Annotated in this window: 12 protein-coding genes and 1 tRNA gene; 6 read left to right on the top strand and 7 right to left on the bottom strand. The window is 62.1% G+C overall.

The window, feature by feature from the left end; translation table 11 throughout:
• Nucleotides 1–182: 182 nt before the first annotated feature.
• The gene (gene murA / locus QA637_RS01070; protein ID WP_153438514.1) at nucleotides 183–1,475 is read right to left on the bottom strand and encodes a UDP-N-acetylglucosamine 1-carboxyvinyltransferase; all 1,293 of its coding nucleotides are present in this window, start codon (nucleotides 1,473–1,475) and stop codon (nucleotides 183–185) included.
• 164 nt (nucleotides 1,476–1,639) lie between these two features.
• Nucleotides 1,640–1,852: a hypothetical protein gene (locus QA637_RS01065; protein WP_153438516.1), complete on the bottom strand. Its 213-nt coding sequence runs from the start codon at nucleotides 1,850–1,852 to the stop codon at nucleotides 1,640–1,642.
• A gap of 151 nt (nucleotides 1,853–2,003) precedes the next feature.
• On the opposite strand from QA637_RS01065, the gene QA637_RS01060 reads away from it, so the two are divergent.
• Nucleotides 2,004–2,078, top strand: a tRNA-Thr gene (locus QA637_RS01060).
• Nucleotides 2,079–2,235: 157 nt separating this feature from the next.
• Here the strand turns inward: QA637_RS01060 and QA637_RS01055 are convergent.
• Nucleotides 2,236–3,858 (bottom strand): ABC-F family ATP-binding cassette domain-containing protein, encoded by a 1,623-nt coding sequence (locus QA637_RS01055; RefSeq protein ID WP_153438915.1) that lies wholly within the window; start codon nucleotides 3,856–3,858, stop codon nucleotides 2,236–2,238.
• Between the two features lie 246 nt (nucleotides 3,859–4,104).
• On the opposite strand from QA637_RS01055, the gene QA637_RS01050 reads away from it, so the two are divergent.
• Both QA637_RS01050 and QA637_RS01045 read left to right on the top strand, forming a co-directional pair.
• Nucleotides 4,105–4,587 carry a DUF2380 domain-containing protein gene (locus tag QA637_RS01050; RefSeq protein WP_167528203.1) on the top strand — a complete coding sequence of 161 codons (483 nt, stop codon included), beginning with the start codon at nucleotides 4,105–4,107 and terminating at the stop codon, nucleotides 4,585–4,587.
• Nucleotides 4,588–4,782: 195 nt separating this feature from the next.
• Nucleotides 4,783–4,989: a hypothetical protein gene (locus QA637_RS01045; protein ID WP_153438545.1), complete on the top strand. Its 207-nt coding sequence runs from the start codon at nucleotides 4,783–4,785 to the stop codon at nucleotides 4,987–4,989.
• Here the strand turns inward: QA637_RS01045 and QA637_RS01040 are convergent.
• The gene (locus QA637_RS01040; protein ID WP_184108424.1) at nucleotides 4,958–5,170 is read right to left on the bottom strand and encodes a hypothetical protein; all 213 of its coding nucleotides are present in this window, start codon (nucleotides 5,168–5,170) and stop codon (nucleotides 4,958–4,960) included. The two genes, QA637_RS01045 and QA637_RS01040, sit on opposite strands and share 32 nt — an antisense overlap.
• 330 nt (nucleotides 5,171–5,500) lie before the next feature.
• Here QA637_RS01040 and QA637_RS01035 point away from each other — a divergent pair, with 330 nt between their 5' ends.
• On the top strand, nucleotides 5,501–7,792 hold the full coding sequence (locus QA637_RS01035) for a methyl-accepting chemotaxis protein (protein WP_153438548.1): 2,292 nt from the start codon (nucleotides 5,501–5,503) through the stop codon (nucleotides 7,790–7,792).
• A gap of 123 nt (nucleotides 7,793–7,915) precedes the next feature.
• On the opposite strand, the gene pncB is transcribed toward QA637_RS01035, so the two are convergent.
• The 3 genes from pncB to QA637_RS01020 form a co-directional block, all read right to left on the bottom strand.
• The gene (gene pncB / locus QA637_RS01030; protein ID WP_153438550.1) at nucleotides 7,916–9,220 is read right to left on the bottom strand and encodes a nicotinate phosphoribosyltransferase; all 1,305 of its coding nucleotides are present in this window, start codon (nucleotides 9,218–9,220) and stop codon (nucleotides 7,916–7,918) included.
• A gap of 88 nt (nucleotides 9,221–9,308) precedes the next feature.
• Nucleotides 9,309–9,908, bottom strand: coding sequence for a bifunctional nicotinamidase/pyrazinamidase (gene pncA, locus QA637_RS01025; protein ID WP_153438552.1), 600 nt, complete (start codon nucleotides 9,906–9,908; stop codon nucleotides 9,309–9,311).
• 116 nt (nucleotides 9,909–10,024) lie between these two features.
• Complete coding sequence (locus tag QA637_RS01020) at nucleotides 10,025–11,212, bottom strand: polysaccharide biosynthesis/export family protein (RefSeq protein ID WP_184108423.1); 1,188 nt, start codon at nucleotides 11,210–11,212, stop codon at nucleotides 10,025–10,027.
• 413 nt (nucleotides 11,213–11,625) lie between these two features.
• Between QA637_RS01020 and QA637_RS01015 the strand changes: the two genes are divergently transcribed.
• Both QA637_RS01015 and QA637_RS01010 read left to right on the top strand, forming a co-directional pair.
• Nucleotides 11,626–19,170: a type I polyketide synthase gene (locus QA637_RS01015; protein ID WP_283062985.1), complete on the top strand. Its 7,545-nt coding sequence runs from the start codon at nucleotides 11,626–11,628 to the stop codon at nucleotides 19,168–19,170.
• On the top strand, nucleotides 19,167–20,582 hold the full coding sequence (locus tag QA637_RS01010; protein WP_153438559.1) for an aminotransferase class I/II-fold pyridoxal phosphate-dependent enzyme: 1,416 nt from the start codon (nucleotides 19,167–19,169) through the stop codon (nucleotides 20,580–20,582). The genes QA637_RS01015 and QA637_RS01010 overlap by 4 nt, the downstream gene beginning before the upstream one ends.
• Nucleotides 20,583–20,642 lie beyond the last annotated feature (60 nt).

Here is a 20,642-nt window from a genome sequence, read left to right as displayed (position 1 = left end):
CAAAGGTCGCTGTAGCACCTTAAATTGCCGCATCATTTTGTCCTTAAATCGATTCCGATTTAAGGAATCATGCAAGTTGAGCGGGACGAAATGGCGCGGGACGCGGTTTTACGCGCGATCCGCTCCCGCTTTTCCTGAAATCGAACCATCCTGCAATCCTGGACAGGGCGACCCGCCGGGAATTAGTCGCTGACGCGCTCCACGTGCGCGCCGCAGCGCGTAAGTTTCGCTTCCAGGCGCTCGAAGCCCCGATCGAGGTGGTAGACGCGCGAAACCATGGTTTCGCCCTCGGCCGCAAGCCCGGCAATGACGAGCGAGACAGAGGCACGCAGGTCGGTCGCCATCACCGGCGCGCCCTTCAGCCGGCTCACCCCTTCGATCTTCGCCGTCTGGCCCGAAAGCGAGATCTTCGCGCCGAGCCGCGCCAGTTCCTGCACATGCATGAAACGGTTCTCGAAGATCGTTTCCGTGATGTGGGAAATACCGCTCGACTTGGTCATCAGCCCCATGAACTGGGCCTGCAGGTCGGTCGGGAAGCCAGGGAAGGGATCGGTGACAATATCGACGGGCTTGATGCCGGCGCCGTTGCGGACGACGCGGATGCCGCTGTTCGTCTGGCTGATCTCTGCGCCCGCCCGCCGGATCGCTTCGAGCGCGGTGTCGAGGAGGGCGGCGTCGGTGTCTTCGAGAATGACGTCGCCGCCGGCCATGGCGACCGCCATGGCATAGGTGCCGGTCTCGATGCGGTCGGGCAGCACGCGATGGCGGGCGCCGGAAAGAGAGCGTACGCCCTCGATCGTGATCGTGCTCGTGCCCTGCCCGCTGATCTTCGCGCCCATGGCATTGAGGCACTTGGCGAGATCGACGACCTCCGGCTCGCGGGCGGCATTGCCGAGCACCGTCGTGCCGTTGGCGAGCGTCGCGGCCATCATCAACACATGGGTGGCGCCGACGGAGACTTTCGGAAAGACGTAGCGCGCACCGATCAGCCCGCCTTCCGGCGCCTTCGCGTTGACGTAGCCGCCGTCGATCTCGATATCGGCGCCGAGCGCGGTCAGCCCCTCTATGAAGAGATCGACGGGCCTCGTGCCGATGGCGCAGCCGCCCGGCAGCGACACACGCGCCTTGCCTTCGCGGGCGAGCAGCGGCCCGATGACCCAGAAGCTCGCGCGCATCTTCGATACGAGTTCATAGGGCGCGGTGGTGTCGACGATGTTGCGGCTGGTAAAATGGATCGTGCGGGCGTAGCTCTCGCCCTGGCGCTCGCGCCGGCCGTTGACGGAAATATCGGCGCCATGATTACCGAGGATGCGGATCAGTTGCTCGACGTCGGCCAGATGCGGAACGTTTTCCAGCGTCAGCGTATCGTCGGTGAGCAGCGACGCGATCATCAGCGGCAGGGCCGCATTCTTGGCGCCGGAAATGGGAATGACCCCGTGAAGTTGATTGCCGCCTACAATCCTGATGCGATCCATGAGGCCTCTTGAACGGGCTCGAAGCCCGCCTTTCCGTAAATTCAGTGTTGTTTGAAGGCGTCTCTTATTGGAGATGCCGTGAAATTAGAAGTGCGTTGAAATGCGGGTGACGGGAGACCGCCGAGAATTTCCGAAGAATTCACGACAATCGTCGCCATCTCTGTCTAATCGTCCGATTCGTCCGTTTTTGCGGCAGGCAATCCGGATGTCTCGTCGGCGGCGCCTGCGCGGCGCGCTCGCATCTGCTGCTTGCGGCGTTGGAGATTGTCGCGCAAGTTCTTTGCGAGCCGCAATCGCTTGGCGTCTGATTCCACGGTGCGGCCGCCCTTTGCTGCCTTCGGCGGGTGCTGCTTGTCGTCATCGTCCTGCATGGCCAATGCATTAGCGCAAAATCGGGACCTTCGAAAGCATGAGGCCGATTTCTGATGGATCGGGCCAAAAACTTCGAATTGCGGCTTGCGCTCGCCCCAAAGCTATGGCAATAGGCGCCTCGCTTGATGCGGCTTGTCACAAACCGGCCGCCGGAATGCTGCTATAGCTCAGGGGTAGAGCACTCCCTTGGTAAGGGAGAGGCCGAGAGTTCAAATCTCTCTAGCAGCACCAGCCTATCCCCTTGAAATCGCTGGATTCCTTGCACTCAACAACGCAGGCGCTTCGCACCGACAAGTGCGGGTTTCTTCCGCTATAAACAATGGCGCCGCTCACGACGTTTACGCAGGCGTCCATCAGCCTCGGGTGCACATCGCGGAAGCGCCGCCCATCACCCGCGCAGGCCCGGCGCTTCCTGTCCGGTGCGCTCCACGTATTCGATGTAACCACCGCCATATTGATGGATCCCGTCCGGCGTCAGCTCCAGCACCCGGTTGGAGAGTGCCGACAGGAAGCGGCGGTCGTGCGAGACGAACAGCATGGTGCCCTCATAAGCCGAGAGTGCCTTGATCAGCATCTCCTTCGTATCGAGATCGAGGTGGTTGGTCGGCTCGTCGAGGACGAGGAAGTTCGGCGGGTCGAACAGCATTGCGGCCATCACCAGCCGCGCCTTCTCGCCGCCGGAGAGCACCCGGCACCGCTTCTCGACGTCATCGCCGGAAAAGCCGAAACAGCCGGCCAGCGCCCGGAGCGGCGCCTGTCCGGCCTTGGGAAAGCGTTCCTCCAGCCATTGCAGAATGGTGCTGTCGCCGTCGAGCAGGTCCATGGAGTGCTGGGCGAAATAGCCGAGCTTGACGCTGGCGCCGAGCAACACGCTGCCCTTGTCCGGCGCGGTCGTGCCGGTGACGAGCTTCAGCAGCGTCGATTTTCCGGCGCCGTTGACACCCATGATGCACCAGCGTTCGCGCCGGCGCACCATGAAGTCGAGGCCGTCATAAATCGTCCGGCTGCCATAGGCCTTGTGGACATTCTTGAGGTTGACGACGTCTTCGCCGGAGCGCGGAGCTGGCAGGAATTCGAACGCGACCGTCTGGCGCCGGCGCGGAGGCTCGACGCGGTCGATTTTTTCAAGCTTCTTCACCCGGCTCTGAACCTGCGAAGCATGCGAGGCGCGGGCCTTGAAGCGTTCGATGAACTTGATTTCCTTGGCGAGCATGGCCTGCTGGCGTTCGAACTGGGCCTGCTGTTGCCGCTCGTTCAGCGCCCGCTGCTCCTCGTAGAAGCCATAATCGCCAGAATAGGTCGTCAGCGCACCCGCATCGATCTCGATGATCTTGGTGACGATCCGGTTCATGAACTCGCGATCGTGCGACGTCATCAGCAGGGCGCCGTCATAGCCTTTCAGGAAATCTTCCAGCCAGATCAGGCTTTCGAGATCGAGGTGGTTGCTCGGTTCGTCGAGCAACATGATGTCCGGACGCATCAGCAGGATGCGGGCGAGCGCCACGCGCATCTTCCAGCCGCCCGAAAGCTTCGCGACATCGCCGTCCATCATCTCCTGGCTGAAGTTCAGTCCCGCCAGAACCTCGCGGGCACGCCCTTCCAGGGCGTAGCCATCGAGTTCCTCGTAGCGCGCCTGCACCTCGCCATAGCGTTCGATGATCGCATCCATTTCATCCAGGCGGTCCGGATCCGACATCGCCGCCTCGAGCTCGCGCAGTTCCGCCGCCACGGCGCTGACCGGTCCTGCCCCTTCCATCACCTCGGCGACGGCCGACCGTCCGCCCATCTCGCCGACGTCCTGATCGAAATAGCCGATCGTCATGCCCTTCTCGACCGAGACCTGTCCCTCGTCGGGCAGTTCCTCGCCGGTGATCATCCGAAAGAGCGTCGTCTTTCCCGCCCCGTTCGGGCCGACGAGACCAATCTTCTCGCCACGGTTCAACGCCGCCGAGGCTTCGATATAGAGGATGCGGTGACTGTTGGACTTGCTGATATTATCGATACGGATCATGGGGAAAACGACCTGGGTGGGGTTGTGCGCCCCCCTATGCCACGGCGTGGTGCCGCTGTCACGCGAACCCGCATCCTTTGCCATCGACGCTGGCCGCCTCGGTCGAAGAGGCTGCCATCGTTCAGATGCGCATAGCGCTGTAAGTCTCGACCCGGTGGCCAAAGCGTCGAAGCTCTTCTGCGGCAATCGTGATTTGCGTGGTCGGGCCGTGTACAATGGCGGCCCCTTTCACGGGAGGGCTTCCCCATGCGCATTCGCACCTTGACTGTCCTCGCAGCGCTGCTTGCCGGCACCTGCCCATTTGCGCAGGCTCAGCAGACAAAGCCGGTGTCAATCGAGGTCTTTCCTTTCGAATTGGAGGACAAGAGTGCTGGGGCAGGAATAATCTCGGCCGATGACTACGACAGGCGGTATCTGTCCGAGTCGGCGCAGGTCGCGAGGGATATGCTCTCAAAGTCCGGGCGTTTTTCGGTAATCGATGTGCCGGCGGGGGATGAACAGGCGGCTGCACCGCACGGACTGCGAAACTGTGGGGGCTGTGAGGCTTCTATTGCCAAAGCGCACGGGGCGTCCCTTGCCTTGCTGGGAGTCGTAACGCGCGTGAACCGAACAGAGCACACGATGTTCATTCGCATCCTTGACGCTGAAACCGGGAAGCCGGTTTCGACGGGGTGTACCAATCTTCGCATGGGCGCGAACCACGCTTGGCCCGCTCGGCGAAATGGCTGATGACAAACAGGATTTTGCAGTAGGCAACACAGTCCTGCCGAAGATGTCAGGCGGACTGCTTCTCCAGACGAGTAACAGGCAGCGGGCTCGGCAGCCGACCACATGGTCCAACCAGCCACGTCCTACCCAGGCATGTGATCGTCCAACAGCAGAAATCGCTATCAAACGCTCCGCGCGTCGCTTAAGCTTCTGCTTATGGAAGCGCAGAGATACGACCTGAAAGAGGAATCGGACGGCTCCTGGACGGTGATCGACAAGGAAACCGGGCAGGCCGCGGAGCTGAACGGCGAACCGCTGGCGCACCTCGATATTCATCTGGCGAACGAATATTTGCCACTGTTGAAACTGAGGGACACCGTTTCCGGCCTGATCAGGAAACCCGATGACGAGGGGCCGGCCTGAAATCGGCGAGCTGTGCCAGAAGCTGGTCGCAGGTGAATTTCTTCCTGCCCATCAGATCCAGGATGCGGCGGGCGGCCTCATTGGCTTCCACACCATCCCTTCCGACGTTGTGCAGAGCGCACCAGACATCCAGTGCGCCGCGCATGATATCGACATCATCCGGCGAATAGGCTTGACGCACGAACCCCTCCCAAGGTGTGTACCTCAATGCATTCATCAATGGCATCATGGGGCATTCTGGGGCAAATTCAAGAAAATATTGAGGTACCCCAATAAGTCATACCATTGGCATCCCTTTCAGCGCCGTTTCGTCCTTCGCACGTGCCGCGCGGCGCACCTTTGAAGATGTGAAAAGGGTGCGCCGCTATTGCTATTTGCGTCATGAACGACGCCCGTCATCAAACCTTAAAACAAATCCGTATAACTCCGCGGGCGGAAACCCCGCCAGGCGCATGATGCGCCATGACCTGCCTCTCGGCATTTGATTTTTTTCCAAAATTTCGGTGTTGTCATGCGTTTATCCGTGAAGCTCCCGCTCGCAGCGGCGGGTCTGGCCGTTCTTTCCATCGCCGCTACCAGCCTTGCCAGCCTCACCGTCAGCGGCAGAATGTCCTCTCAAGCGGTGGTCGAGAAACTCGAAGCCCTGGCGGATGCCCGACGCAACGAATTGCGCCATTACCTGACGACGATCGAAAATGACCTGCGCAATCTGCAGGAGCAAAAAACGGTCGCGAAGGCATTGAGCGACCTCAGCAGTGCGATGGCCGGGATCGGCAGCGATGCCGCAGGCGAACTTGCGCGGCGCTACGCGACGGAGAACCCCAATGCCGAGGACAAGCGGGCACTGCTCAGCTCTGCCGGAAAGGACAAGTATGACGACCTGCACGGCCGCTACCATCCGTTCTTCCGGCGGTTTGCCGAGGCGCACGGTTACAAGGATGTTCTGCTCGTCAATCTCAATGGCGACGTCGTCTACACGTTGAACAAGAAAGGCGATTTCGCCGTCAATCTGTTGCGGGCACCGTGGAAGGGCACTGGCCTTGGCCGCATCTTTGAGGCGACCGCCGAAGGTACCGACAAGAACAGCCTTGCCTTCGCCTCCTACGAGAGCTACGGCCCGCTTGGCGAAAGACCGTCGGCCTTCATTGCCATTCCGATCGCGTCGCTCGACGGCAAGATCGGTACGCTCGTGCTCGAAATGCCCGACGCAATGATCGGCCAAATCGTCGGCAACACGACCGGACTCGGCGAAACGGGTGAGACGATCCTCATCGACCAGAACGGCTTCTTCCTGACGGACAGTGCCAGGACGAGCGAAAACGACATGCTGCGTACGCGGGTGGACCGACCGGCAGCGGTCACCCAAAGCGAGGCGATCGCCAGCAGCGCGCTTCCGGATTTCCGCGGTGAAGAAGCGCAGATGGCGGCGACCACCCTCGATGCCTTCGGCACCCGCTGGACTGTCGCCGCCGTCATGACTTCGCGCGAGGCCTTCGCGGCTGTGACGGCGCTGCGCAACTGGACATTGCTGTCGGCACTCATGGTCCTGATTGCCGCGATCGTCACTGCAATCTGGTACTCACGCCGCCTGACGGATCCGATATCGGCTCTGGTGAAGGATATGGATCGGCTCGCCGGCGGCGATACGGCGATCGCCTGCGCGGGCCAGACGCGCAAGGACGAAATCGGCGACATGGCCCGCTCCGTCGTCGTCTTCCGCGATGCGGCGATCGACCGGGTTCGCCTCGAGAAGGAGGCGGAAGACACGCGGGCATCGATCGAGGACGAGCGACGGGCACGCGACGTCGCGCGGATAGAGGAGGCCCGTCACATCGGCGAAGCGGTCGATGAACTGGCGACAGGGCTCGAACGACTTTCGCACGGCGACCTGACCACATGCATCGACCAACCGTTCGTCGAAGGACTCGATCGCCTGCGCCTGGACTACAACATGTCTCTCGACCGGCTCGCGCTCACACTCCGCGATGTGAAGACGAGAATCGCCCACATTCACGGCGACGCCGGTGAAATGCGAGATGCAGTAGACCAGCTTGCAAAGCGCACGGAGCATCAGGCGCTGTCGCTGGAGCAAGCGGCGGCGGCGCTGGGCACCATCACGCTTACCGTACGGCGCACCGCCGAACATGCCACCTCCGCCACTGAGATTGCAGCCGCTGCGAAAGAGAGTTCCGACAAGTCAAGCGATGTCGTCAGCGATGCGGTTGATGCCATGGGCAGGATCGAATCCGCCTCGCATTCGATTTCGCAGATCATCGGCACGATCAACGACATAGCCTTCCAGACCAATCTTTTGGCGCTGAATGCCGGGGTCGAAGCCGCACGCGCCGGCGAGGCGGGCAAGGGGTTCGCGGTTGTCGCACACGAAGTGCGGGAGCTTGCCCAGAAATCCGCCGTCGCGGCGCGTGAAATCAAGACCATCATCACCGCGTCTGCAGACGAGGTGGCGAATGGCGTATCGCTCGTGAGGGCGGCAGGCGACGCACTCAGCCGGATCTCCGGACAAATCCACGCTATCAACGACCAGATCTCGGAGATCGCCGCCGATGCGCGCGCCCAGGTGAGCGGCCTCCAGCACGTCAACGAAACCGTGCGCGCGCTCGACCGGATGACGCAGCAAAACAACGCGATGGTCGAAGAAAGCACGGCGATGACGCATCGTCTTTCGAACGAGGCGTCCGGCCTCTCGGAGCTCGTCTCGCAGTTCCGCATAGCCCTCGACCAGCCCGCCGAGATTGGCTACGTGACCGACACCGATGCCGAATTTGTGCGCCGGCGCGCGTGATCGCCGGCCACGGCGACCTTAACGCAAGCTTAAGATTCTATTGCTAAATCTGATAATGCGATGATGGACAATCGCAATCCCTTCTTGAAACCGGCGCTTGCCGGTTTCTTTTTTGGGGACCAATTAGACCCTGACAGTCTGCTCGACGAAATCCTCGGTTCCGAAGAACTTCAGATAGCGCTGCACTTCCTTGGGGTCTCCTGTCGCCTTGCGCGGGTTGTCCGAAAGCTTGACCGCGGGCCGACCATTGGCTTCGCTCACCTTGCAGACGATCGATATCGGGTTGAGGCCGCTGATTTCGGTCGGCGCGCAGCCGGCGAAATCGTTGGTAAGGTTGGTTCCCCAGCCGAAACTCATGCGCACGCGGCCCTCGAAATGGCGATAGGTCTTGATGATCGTGTCGACGTCGAGCCCGTCGGAAAAGATCAGCAGCTTTTCTCGCGGGTCGCGACCCATCTTCTTCCACCAGGCGATGATCTTCTCGCCGCCTTCGATCGGCGGGGCGCTGTCCGGTCGAAAGCCGGTCCAGTCCGCCACCCAATCCGGTGCGTCGCGCAGGAAGGCTGCAGTCCCGAAGGAGTCGGGCAGGACGATCAGCAAATTGCCGCCATAGAGCTGGTTCCAGTCCTGCAGAACCTTGTAGGGCGCCGCGGCAAGCTCCTTGTCGTTGCGTGCGAGCGCCGCCGCCACCATCGGCAGTTCGTGCGCATTGGTGCCGAGCGCCTCGAGATCGGTGTCCATGGCAAGCAGCACGTTGCTGGAGCCGGAAAACGAGCCGCCGATCCCTTCCTTCAATGCCTCGACGCACCACCGCTGCCAAAGAAAGCTGTGCCGGCGGCGCGTGCCGAAATCGGAAATCCGCAGGTCGGGATATTGTCGCAGCTGCTCGACCTTCGACCACATCTTGGCCTTGGCGCGCGCATAGAGCACGTCAAGCGTGAAGGGCCCCAGGCCTTTCATCGCGGCGCGCGAGCGCAGCTCGTTGATGATCGCCAGCGCCGGGATCTCCCACATCGTCGTTTCGACCCAGCGGCCGCGAAAGATCAGTTCGAACTGGCCGTCGCGGCGCGACAACTCGTATTCGGGTAGCTGGAACTTGGCGAGCCAGGCGAGGAATTCCGGCGAGAAGATCTGCTTGCGGCCGTAAAACGTGTTACCGGCGAGCCAGATCATCTCCTTCTTGCTGAAACGCAGTGTCCGCGCGTGGTCGAGCTGGTCGCGCAGTTCCTGTTCGTCGATTTCCTCGGCGAGGCGCACGGTCTTGGTGCGGTTGATCAGTGAAAAGGTTGCTTCGACATCCGGATGGAGCTTCCAGATCATCTGCAGCATCAGGAGCTTGTAGAAATCCGTATCCAAAAGACTGCGAATGATCGGATCGAGCTTCCAGGTATGGTTATAGACCCGCCGTGCGATATCGGTCTTTGGCATCTGCGACTACGCTCCTTCTGGATCATCCTGGCACTCGGCCGAGCCTGATCGATTTCGTTCTTTCGAGCGGTCCCGCTCCAGTGTGCGGCTAGACCAGCGTAACGCCCGCATCGCGCATGCGCTGCGTCATCGCCGCGAGAGATCCGTTCAGATCGATGCCACGGCAGGCGCCGAGCACAACGGAGGTGGAAAAGCCCTGGGCGACCGCATCGAGCGCCGAGAAGGCGACGCAGAAATCGGTCGCAAGACCGCAGAGCTTGACCTTGGAGATGCCACGCTCACGCAGGTAGCCGGCCAGGCCGGTGGGGGTCCGGTGGTCGTTCTCGAAAAAGGCGGAATAGCTGTCAATCTCAGTACGGAAGCCCTTGCGCACCACCAGTTCCGCCGTCGTCCATTCAAGACCGGGATGAAAATCGGCGCCCGGGCTGCCCTGAACACAGTGATCGGGCCAGAGCGTCTGCTCGCCATAAGGCATGGTGATCGTGGCAAAGGGCACCTCGCCGGGATGGGTCGATGCGAAGCTGGAATGGCCGGCCGGGTGCCAGTCCTGCGTGAGGATGACATGGGGCGACAGCTGGATGAGGCGATTGACGACGGGCACGACTTCATCGCCGCCGGCAACGGCAAGGGCGCCGCCGGGGCAGAAATCGTTCTGTACATCGATGACGATCAAGGCTTCCTCAGCCATGGGCCCACCTCGCGATCCGGCCGGACCGTGCCGGCCATCAACAAAATCGATTTAGCCCGAAGATCAATCACAGAATTTGCTTGGCAGCAAGCAGGTTCGCTGGCCGCCGAGCTCCATTAGTTCTGCAGATTGTCCAGGTTGTCCGCGATGTTGACGCCCGTATTCGCAATACCGATCGGCCGCGCCACGAAGTCGAGGAATTTCGAAATGTCGACGGAAGGATGACGCGATGCATAGATCACGTCGCGATTCTTGATCGGGAAGGTCTGGCCGACGATCAGGCTATCCGGATTGGTCATGTTGAAGCGATAGACGATCGGATAGCGCCCGACGCTGTCGGGCTTCATGCCCTTGCTCAGCATCGTGTTGAACCGCTCCCGCCCGAGCAGGCTCATGACGATATCCGGCTCTTCGTAACGGAAGACGAAATAGCCCTTGGCATCGACCGTCCGGTCCGAGCCGCCGCCCGCGAGCGCCACGGCTTCGAGCAGGTTCAGGTCATTGGCGCCGAACTCGACGCGCTGGTTCGCCCTGACCTGGCCAAGAATCGTGAACGTGCGCGGATCGCGGGTCACGAAGACCTGGTCGCCCGGCTTGACGTGAATATTTTCCGACGGGTTTTCGATGATCGATTTCAGCAGGACCGTGCCGGTCTTCTTGCCGCGCACGAGCGTGACGTAGGTCTCGTAAGGCTGCGCCGACGGACCGCCGGCCTTGGCGATGACTTCGTTGATCGACTCGCTGACGAGGTTCAACGGCACGACCGACGGACGGCCGACGGCACCGGAGACCGTGACGATGCGCGATGCCGTGGACGTGCTCGTCACGATGACATCGGGCTCCACGGCCTTCTGCTTCAGCGCTTCGAGAATTGCCTGGCGCGCCTGTTCCAGCGTCAGGCCGGCAAAGCGGACCGAACCGACGTAGGGAATGGCCGCCTTACCATCGGGCTGGACGACCAGATCGATGTTGGTCTGTTTTGATTCCGTTGTGGAAAACAGACCGTCGCTGCCGGCCTCGAAGATCGAAATTTTCAGCTGGTCGCCAACGCCGATGACGACCTGACCGACGCCGCCGCCAATGCCGAAGCGCCGGCTGAGCGTCGTTGAAACATAGTCCGAAACCAACCGTGCCGATTGGCCATCGACGTCGACGATATCAAAGACGGTCGCATTCTTTCTGCCGATCTGCGCACCGGACTGGCCAGCGTCCGCGACGATATCGGTTGTGAGAGGGCCTTCTCCCGGCACGGCCTGACATCCCGCAAGCGCGGTGCAAAGCAGAAGGGCAGTCACTCTTTTCACTACGATACTCCGTCTTCGGCACAGCGATGACTCTGCTTACAGATCTGCGCCGTATGTTTCCCCGGCAGGGAATCCGCCGGTCACTGCAAAGCACAATCGCCGTTCCACAACAAGCCACCTCACCGCCGGGCAACCAAAATATTCGGAACTGCGCCTTTCCGGTCATACCTCCTCGACATTGTTTACGATCCGTCGCCGTAATTGTCTGGATGGGGTCTTGCGACCTGTGTATCTAAGCCTTTGGGGTTGAAAGCTAGGTACTTTGAGTTAAAAGCTCACTAATACAGCGGGGACGGCTGGACGAATAAAATCGGGGAAAATAACAAATCGGTAATCTCACCAATTGCAATTTACGTTTGGCACGGCGATTGGCTAGGACAATTTTAACGGCAGTTTAGAGCGTTCGATCATACATGACTGTTGAAATCATAGGGCGTGCATGCCTTGCCCCCGGAGCGAAATCGCCTGAGGCGCTGTTTAGGATTCTTCGCCAGGGCAAATGCACCGTATCCAGCGTTCCCTCTGACCGCTGGGATTTGGCGCGCTTCTGGCATCCCGTCATGGGTGTGCAAGGAAAGACCTATTCTTTTGCGGCCGGCGTGCTCGATCAAGTCTACGATTTCGATCCGGCTGTCTTCGGCATGTCCCAGCGGGAAGCCATGTATATGGATCCGCAGCAGCGCGTGCTGCTGCAACTCGCCTGGCGCGCGCTTGAGGATGCCAATATTTCCATTGCGTCCCTCCATGGCGAGAATGTCGGCGTCTATGTCGGCGCGTCGAGCCTCGACCACGCAAACCTGACCGTCGAAGATCCGGCCGCCGCCGGTCCCTATTTCATGACCGGTAACACGCTGTCGATCGTCTCAAACCGCATTTCCCACATCTTCGGGTTGAGCGGGCCGAGCATGACGGTGGATACCGCCTGTTCCTCTTCGCTCGTGGCTCTCGATCAGGCGATGCGGGCGCTCAACGCCGGCGAGATCGACACCGCGATCGTCGGCGGCGTCAATATTCTTGCCCATCCCCTTCCCTTCGTCGGCTTCGCCCAAGCGCGGATGCTGTCGCCGGAAGGCCTCTGCCGGGCCTATGACAACGACGGCGCCGGATATGTACGCGCCGAAGGCGGCGTCGTCTTCATCCTGCGCCGCTCGGACCGGGCGCGCCGCGAACGCGACCGCAGCTATGCCAGGATCGTGGCGACCGGTGTCAACTCGGCCGGTCGGACCAACGGCATTTCACTGCCCTCACGCGAAGCACAGGCCAACTTGCTGAGAGCCATTTACGAAGGCAACGGCATCGACGCGAACCAGGTCGCTTTCGTCGAGGGCCATGGTACCGGCACGAAAGTGGGCGATCCGGCGGAAGTATGGTCCATCGGCACCGTCATTGGCGCCAAACGCAGGGCGCCGGTGCCGATCGGCTCCATCAAGTCCAATATCGGTCACACCGAGCCGGCCTCCGGTCTGTTCGGCATGATGAAGGCCGTTCTGGCGCTTGAACATAACTACCTGCCGGCGTCGCTGCACTTCGATACGCCGAACGAACACATCGATTTCGATGGACTGAACGTTCGCGTTACCGCCAACCCGATCGAATTGCTGAAGGGCAAGCGTGCACGGCTTGCCGGCATCAACTCCTTCGGCTTCGGCGGCGCCAACGCGCATGTGGTCATCAGCGACCCGGAGACGGCACCGGAAGAGAAAGCCGCGCCTTCGTCGGCTGGTCACGTGTTCATGGCCAGCGCCCACACGGCGTCGAGTCTTGAGAACCTGCTGAAGGAGTACAAGGCGCGCTTTGCGAGTGCCTCAAAGGAAGAGACGCGCGCGATGATCGCCGCCTCCGGCGCCAACCGCACCCATATGCGCCATCGCTTCGCGGCGCGCAGCGATCACCCCGAAGATATCGTGCGGGCGATCGCCAGCCATCTGGACAAGCCCGGTTCCGACATCGGCGAAGTGGGCGAAGCGCCGGTGAAGGATGCAAAAGTCGCGTTCGTCTTCTCGGGCAACGGTTCTCAATGGGCCGGCATGGGCGTCGAAGCCTTCCGCGAGAACCTGCACTTCCGCCAGTCCTTCACGTCCGTCAGCGCGCTCTTCAAGTTCCATTCCGACATCCTCCTGACCGATCTTCTGATGGATCCGGAACTCGACAAGAAGCTCTCGGATACGAAGATCGCGCAGCCGCTGCTTTTTGCTGTCCAGGCTGCTCTCTCCGACTCCCTGATCGCGATGGGCATCAAGCCTGCTGCGGTCTTCGGCCACTCGGTCGGCGAGATTGCCGCTGCCTATGCGGCCGGCGCCCTGTCGCTCGTCGATGCCGTGTCGATCGTGGCCAAGCGCTCGCTGCATCAGGACCTGCTAGCGGGCCAGGGAACGATGGCCGCGGTGATGCTCGGCGAGGCAGCCGCCCGGGCATTCGCGGAGGCGCGCGGTCTCAACGAACTCTGCGTCGCAGCCGTCAACGCGCATAATTCGGTCACCATGTCCGGTCCGGCCAACGAAATTTCCGCTTTCCGCGACGCTGCCCGCAAGGCCAAGATCCCGGTCCAGATTCTCGACATCAACTACCCGTTCCACCATCCGGTCATCGACCAGGCAAAGCAGGCCTTCCTTTCCGATATTCCGGATATTGCCCCAAGGCGGACAGAGCTGACTTTTCTCTCGACCGTGACCGGGGCCGCACTCGAGGGAACTGAGCTCGATCCGGACTATTGGTGGAAAAACGTCCGGGAACCAGTCCGCTTCCAGGCGGCTGCGGAGGCCGCACTCGAACTCGGCTGCCGGCTCTTCATCGAAATTTCCCCGCGCCCGATCCTGGCATCCTATGTCAAGGAAACGATCAAGCAGGCGGCCTTCCCGGCGGCGGTCGTTCCGACATTGCTCCGCGACGTCGGCGAGAGCGGTCACGATCCGATTTCGGCATCGATGGCGCGCGCCGTCGCGCACGGCGCGGCGGTCGACCGGCCCCGCGTCTACGGCAAGCGCAACGCTTTCGTCGAATTGCCGGCACTGCCCTTCGAACCGGTAGAATTGCGGCCTGCGGCCACGACCGATTCCACCGACCTCTTCGGCCGCTCCGGCCGGCCTTATCGCCTGACGGGCTGGCGCAGCGATCCGAACAGCGGAAGCTGGAAAAACCACATCGATGCGCATCTCTTCCCGGACCTTGCCGAGCATGTCGTCGACGGCAAGCCGATTCTGCCGGGCAGCGGCTTCATCGAAGTGGCGGTTTCCGCCGCGCAGCAATATTACGGCAGCGACGAGGTGGAGATCACCAATCTGGAAATCGTTCGCCCGCTGGAGCTCAACGACAGCCGCATCATGGAGCTCTCGACCATCCTGTCGCCCGAGACCGGTGACATCGAGATCCGCTCGCGCGAGCGCCTCTCGGAGGACGATTGGACGGTGCACGCCGTCGCGCGGAGCCGCAAGCCCGTGCCCGGAAAGAACAACGCCTCCCCGTCATTCGCCAAATTGGCGAAAACGGCGAGCGTCGATCCGTCGAAAGCCTACGAGACGGCGAAGCAATTCGGTCTCGACTACGGTCCGAGCTTCCAGCTGCTTTCAAGGGCGGTCGCATACGGCGACCGGATCATCGACGTCGAGCTGAAGGCGCCGAATGGGGCGGGGCACCCGCTCGTCAGCTATTCCCTTCATCCGATCTCCGTCGACGCCACATTCCACGGGCTCGTTGCGCTCTTCGACCGCTTTACGGGCGACAAGGGCGGCGCACCTTATATTCCGGTACGCTTCGGTTCCGTGCATGTCGTCAACGCTGGACGGCCAATCGCCCGTGCCACGATCGAGATCGAGCGCGTCAGCGCCAATTCGATCAAGGCAAGGTTCCATTTCTTCGACAAGTCGGGCGAAGCGATTGCGCATTTCGACGATTGTCGTTTCCGCCGCACTTATTTGCGAAAGCACAAGACGCTGGATGGGCTTTCCTTCCATTACGAGACCGTGCTGTCCGAGACGACGCTTCCCGGTGCCAATCCGGCCGTAGCCATGCCGTCCTTGCTGGCGACGCCCGCCGATGGCGACGACAGCGTGGACAACGCGACCTTGCTGTTCAACGCGGCGATCTACCGTGCCTGCCAGGAAATCGGGCTGAAGCTTGCAAGGGGAGCCGCCACGATCCGCGGCGATGCCCTGCCCGGCGACTTCGCCTTCCAGTGTTTCCTGACAAGCTGCCTCTACGTATTGGAGGACGCCGGGCTCAGCGAACATCAAAACGGGGTCTGGACTGTTGCGCGGGAGTTCAGCCTTCCGACCGTGGCCGAAATCCTCGGCGAACTCTATGGCGAGCGCCCCGATCGCGCGGTCGAAGCCGTACTCATCAACAATGCCTACGCCGAGGCCTTGAGCCGGCTCGACGCACTTCTCGCTGCTGGACCAGAAGGCGACCACACGCACGCCTCGAGCGCGGGCTTCATCAGCGACGCAACGCTCGACCACCAGGCCGTGCATTCCGTTGCGAGCCGGCAGCGCATGGAACGGGTATTCGGCGCGACGGAACGGGCACTGGCTGCGCAAACCGCCGGTATCCCCTTGCGCATTGTCGAATTCGGAAGCGTTTCGACGGGTTTCACGCGTCGGCTCGCCGACCTGGCGGCGCGTCATGGCGCGAGCCTGATCGTCGCCGAACCGCGCGACAACTTGCAACGCAACCTTGAGCTTGCATTCGAGAACGATGCGCATGTGCGTGTTCTGAAGAAAAGCGAATTCGCGACAATCGTCCCCTTCGATCTCGCCGTCAGCGCCTCGGACAATCTCTACCAGCTGATCGAGGATGAAACCGCGCTGCGCAGTGCATTGCGCTCGATGCTGCGTGAAGGCGGCGCGCTTGCCGCGGCCGTCAGCGCACCCTCGATCTTCGGCGACTTCGCTCTTGGCCTTTCCGACGGCTGGTTTGCCCGCAGCCAGACGGCCGAGTTCCCGATCGGCAACCTTGCAGCTGTACCGCATTGGCAGAAATGCCTTGCGGATCTCGGGCTGCGCGACATCGACATCGCGGACCATGAGTGCGCACACGGCAACATCATTCTGATCGAGGCCCGCGGCGCGGCCGCGACGACAGCATCCGGCGAAGCGGTGCAGGCGAACAAGACCGTTGCCGCCTCCTACCTGGTCATCCAGGTAGACGGTGCGTCGCCCGACGCGGCGTCGATGCCCAGCGATGCCGTGCCAGTTTCGCTCGTGGGCGACATGGCTGCGGACGTTGGCACGTTGCAGACCGCACTTGGCGCGTTGGGCGAGAATCCTGTTCGTGCAGTGCTTGTTTCGCCGGCGACACGTCACGCAAGCGACACCGATTCCGCCTCGTTGCAGGCTCACGTGCTTGCGCTCAGCGCCTTCGCCGAAGCGCTAAGGCAGCGTGTCGGAGACGCTGACCTATCCGGCGACGACCGCCCTCGGTTGGTGATCGTCGCTCCGGGCGGCGCGCCGGTTGCTTCGCGGGCAGATGGCGTCGCGTCCAGTTCCGGTGTGAATTCCGGCCTCTGGGCCTTCGCTCGTGTTCTTCAGAACGAATACGAATTCCTCGACGTCCATTCGCTCGACCTGGACGGGCATGACGACGCACGCCAGGAGGATAGCATTGCTTCGGCGCTGTCGCTGTTGACGGTGTCCGGTTCAAATCGTGAGTGGCTGCTCAACAAGGCCACTGGATTGCTCTCGGAAATCCGCGCCGTTCCCGGCCCGGCTGTCAGAACGGAAGGCAAGACAAGCGCCTTCGCGGCGGCGACCATCCGCCAGCGCGTCAGCTCGCAGGTTGCGAGCATCGCCTGGGAGGAAGCGGATGTGCCGCAGGCCGGACTGGGCGAGATCGTCGTCGCGGTCGCTGCTACCGGCCTGAACTTCCGCGACGTGATGTGGGCGATGGGCCTTCTTCCCGAGGAAGCGCTCGAGGATGGCTTTGCCGGCGCGACGATCGGCATGGAGCTTTCCGGCCATGTGGTCGCGGTCGGCAAAGGGGTCGACGACCTTGCCGTCGGCGATGCTGTCATGGCGATCGCGTCTTCGGCATTCTCGACGCATGTGGTCGTTTCCCGCGCCGGCGTTGCAAAACTGCCGCAGACCATCAGCCCCGTAGCCGCTGCCACCGTCCCGGTCGCCTTCCTTACCGCCTATTACGCGATGGTCGAGCTCGGCCGCATCCAGGCTGGCGAGACCATCCTCATCCATGGCGCTGCCGGCGGCGTCGGCCTCGCCGCGCTCCAGGTCGCCAAGCTCAAGGGCGCCAAGGTCATAGCGACGGCTGGAACGCGCGAAAAACGGCGCTTCCTGGCAATGCTCGGTGCCGATCACGTCTTCGATTCGCGGTCGCTCGGCTTCGTCAACGACGTGCGCGCCGTCACCGGCGGAGAGGGTGTCGATCTGGTACTGAACTCGCTGTTCGCCGAGGCGATGGAACAAAGCCTCGCGCTGGTGAAGCCTTTTGGCCGGTTCCTGGAACTCGGCAAGCGCGACTACTACGCGGACAGCAAGATCGGATTGCGGCCGTTCCGGCGCAATGTCAGCTATTTCGGCATCGACGCGGACCAGCTTCTGGTCAATGCGCCTGCGCTCACCAAGCGCATCTTCATGGAAATCGGTGTGCTTTTCGAGGAAGGCAAGCTGACGCCGCTGCCCTACCGCGCCTTCGATTTCGATGAAATCGGTAATGCCTTCCGCCTCATGCAGAATGCCGGCCACATCGGCAAGATCGTCGTCCTGCCGCCGGTCGCCGGCAAACACGAGATCGCCGCGAAGCCGCATAAGGGCGTCAAAGTGGATCCGGACGGTGTGCATCTCGTCGTCGGCGGCATCGGCGGCTTCGGGCTGGCGGCCGCCAACTGGCTGGTCGAGAAGGGTGCGCGCAGGATCGCGCTGTGCTCTCGCCGCGGCCAGGCGGATGCCGAAACGAGCGCGATGCTCGCACGCTGGAACAAGGCGGGCGTGTCCGCCTCGCTCCACGCCTGCGACATCACCGATGCGACCGCGGTCGACGGCCTCCTCGCGACGCTTCGCGCCGAGGCGCCGCTGCGTTCCATCGTCCATGCGGCGATGGTGCTGGACGACGCCCTGATCAGCAATCTCAACCGCGAGCGCAACCGGCCGGTGATTGACACGAAGGCCAAGGGCGCAGCGGTCCTCGACCAACTGACGCGTGGCGATGAGCTCGACAATTTCATCCTGTTTTCGTCGGCCACGACGCTCGTCGGCAATCCCGGACAGGCCAACTATGTCGCGGCCAACGGCTATCTCGAAGGCCTTGCCCGCGCCCGACGCGCGGAGGGTCTCGCAGGTCTCGCCGTCGGCTTTGGTGCGATAGCCGACGCCGGTTACCTCGTGCAGAACACCGATGTGAACGATCTTCTGGCCAAGCGCATCGGCAAGACCGCCTTGAAGGCCCAGGTGGCGCTGGACATGGTCGAAAGCCACATTGCCTCCGATCCCGGCACCGTCGATGTGGCGGTCGTGATGATCTCGGAGATCGACTGGACGGCGGCACGCAACCTGCCGGTTGCCCGTAACGCGCTCTTCGAAGTGATCCTGCGCAGCGCGGATCAGCACTCGTCCGGTGCCGAGGGAACGCAGATGGACCTCGTCGCGATGATCGAGGGGAAATCGCCGCAGGAAGCGGAAGACATCCTGTTCGATCTGGTGGCGGGCGAGATCGCCGCGATCCTTCGGGTGTCGAAGGATACGGTGACCCGCGGCAAGATCCTGAAGGAAATCGGCCTGGACAGCCTGATGGCAGTGGAACTCGGCATGAGCTTCCAGCAGAACACCGGCTTCGACATGCCCTTGAGCGGCGTCGCCGACAATGCGACCGTGGGCGACGTTGCGCGCAAACTCTACGAGAAGGTGAGCAAGCGGGACCAGGGCGAAGATGGCGAGGCGGCCGATGACCGGCTGGTAACCGAACTTGCACAGCGCCACGCCGGGGCGGACAGGGAAAAAGCACTGAGCCAATGAGCAACGACGGAAACGGCCAGACCTTCTCCAAGATGAACAGTAGCCTCAAGGAGAACCTGCTGGACAGGATGAGGAACACGCACCAATCGTCCGAGCGCAACCGGATGGCGCGCTCGGAACGGGAGTTGCCGCCGCCTCCCCGTCGCCGCCAGGCGCGTTTCGAGGACCTTCCGGAATATAAACAGGTGCTCACGCAAAAATTTGCGAGCGAGCAGCTGGGTATTGCCAACCCCTTCTATCGGGCACACCAGACGGCAGCCGGCGCGACGACCGTGATCGACGGCCGTACGATGATCAACTTCGCCTCCTACGATTACCTCGGGCTGAACCGCCACGCCCACGTACTCGACAGGGCACGCGACACGATCGGGAACTTCGGGATTTCCGCCTCCGCGAGCAGGCTCGTGGCCGGCGAGCGGCCCGTGCATGTCGAGCTCGAGGAAAAGATCGCGCGCTTCTACGGCGTCGAAGCGGCGGTTTGCTTCGTCAGCGGTTATCTCACCAACGTTGCCGCCATCAGCTGCCTGATGGGCCCCAAGGATCTCGTCATCCATGACGAGTTCATCCACAACAGCGCGCTCGCCGGCATCAAGCTTTCCGGCGCCACGCGCCGCCTCTTCAAGCACAACGACACGGCCGACCTCGAGCATGTGCTGCGCACGGTCGCCGGAGAATACCGTCACATCATGGTCATTGTCGAAGGCATCTATTCGATGGACGGCGATGTCGCGAACCTTCCCGCGCTGCTGAAGCTCAAGGCCGAATATGGCTTCTGGCTGATGGTCGACGAGGCTCATTCGCTCGGCGTTCTCGGGCTGCACGGCAAGGGTCTCGCCGAACATTTCGGCGTCGATCCCCACGAGGTCGATATCTGGATGGGAACGCTGTCGAAAACGACGTCGAGCTGCGGCGGCTATATTGCCGGGAGCGAGGCGTTGGCGGCGGTGCTCAAGGCATCGGCCGGTGGCTTCGTCTACAGCGTCGGCCTGGCACCGGTGCTCGGCGCTTCGGCGGTCGCCAGCCTCGATATCCTCGAACGCGAGCCGGAACGCACGGCGGCGCTCAGGCGCAACGGCGGTCTGTTCCTCAAGCTCGCCAAGGAGGCCGGCCTTGATACGGGTTTGAGCGGCGGCTTCTCGGTCGTTCCCGTCATCGTCGGCGATTCGTTGCGCGCCGTGCAGCTTTCCAACGATCTGCTCGCGGCGGGAGTGAATGTGCTGCCGATCATCCATCCTGCCGTGCCGGAAGGCTTGGCGCGGCTGCGCTTCTTCATTACCAGCGACCACACCGAGGAGCAGATCCGCCGTACCGTCGCGCTGACCGCCGAGCGCCTCAAGGATTTGACCGAACGGAATTTCGGGCTTGGCGGCGTCGATATCGAACAGATGTTGAAGGCGCTGTCGGCGCGCTAGATCATTTCGATGTTTCATTGAAACAACGAAGCCCCATTGAGCCGCAGGCGGAACCTCAGC

Source organism: Sinorhizobium terangae (assembly GCF_029714365.1).
Classification (GTDB): domain Bacteria; phylum Pseudomonadota; class Alphaproteobacteria; order Rhizobiales; family Rhizobiaceae; genus Sinorhizobium; species Sinorhizobium terangae.
Note: the sequence above shows the minus strand (reverse complement) of the source record. Positions and strands in the feature narration are given on the sequence as shown.

Bases quoted from the DNA above. Each gene is read 5' to 3' on its own strand.
- pncB (WP_153438550.1), bottom strand. From the start codon at position 9,220: ATGCCAAAGACCGATATCGCACGGCGGGTCTATAACCATACCTGGAAG.
- QA637_RS01055 (WP_153438915.1), bottom strand. From the start codon at position 3,858: ATGATCCGTATCGATAATATCAGCAAGTCCAACAGTCACCGCATCCTC.
- pncA (WP_153438552.1), bottom strand. From the start codon at position 9,908: ATGGCTGAGGAAGCCTTGATCGTCATCGATGTACAGAACGATTTCTGC.
- QA637_RS01035 (WP_153438548.1), top strand. From the start codon at position 5,501: ATGCGTTTATCCGTGAAGCTCCCGCTCGCAGCGGCGGGTCTGGCCGTT.
- murA (WP_153438514.1), bottom strand. From the start codon at position 1,475: ATGGATCGCATCAGGATTGTAGGCGGCAATCAACTTCACGGGGTCATT.
- QA637_RS01015 (WP_283062985.1), top strand. From the start codon at position 11,626: ATGACTGTTGAAATCATAGGGCGTGCATGCCTTGCCCCCGGAGCGAAA.
- QA637_RS01045 (WP_153438545.1), top strand. From the start codon at position 4,783: ATGGAAGCGCAGAGATACGACCTGAAAGAGGAATCGGACGGCTCCTGG.
- QA637_RS01050 (WP_167528203.1), top strand. From the start codon at position 4,105: ATGCGCATTCGCACCTTGACTGTCCTCGCAGCGCTGCTTGCCGGCACC.
- QA637_RS01010 (WP_153438559.1), top strand. From the start codon at position 19,167: ATGAGCAACGACGGAAACGGCCAGACCTTCTCCAAGATGAACAGTAGC.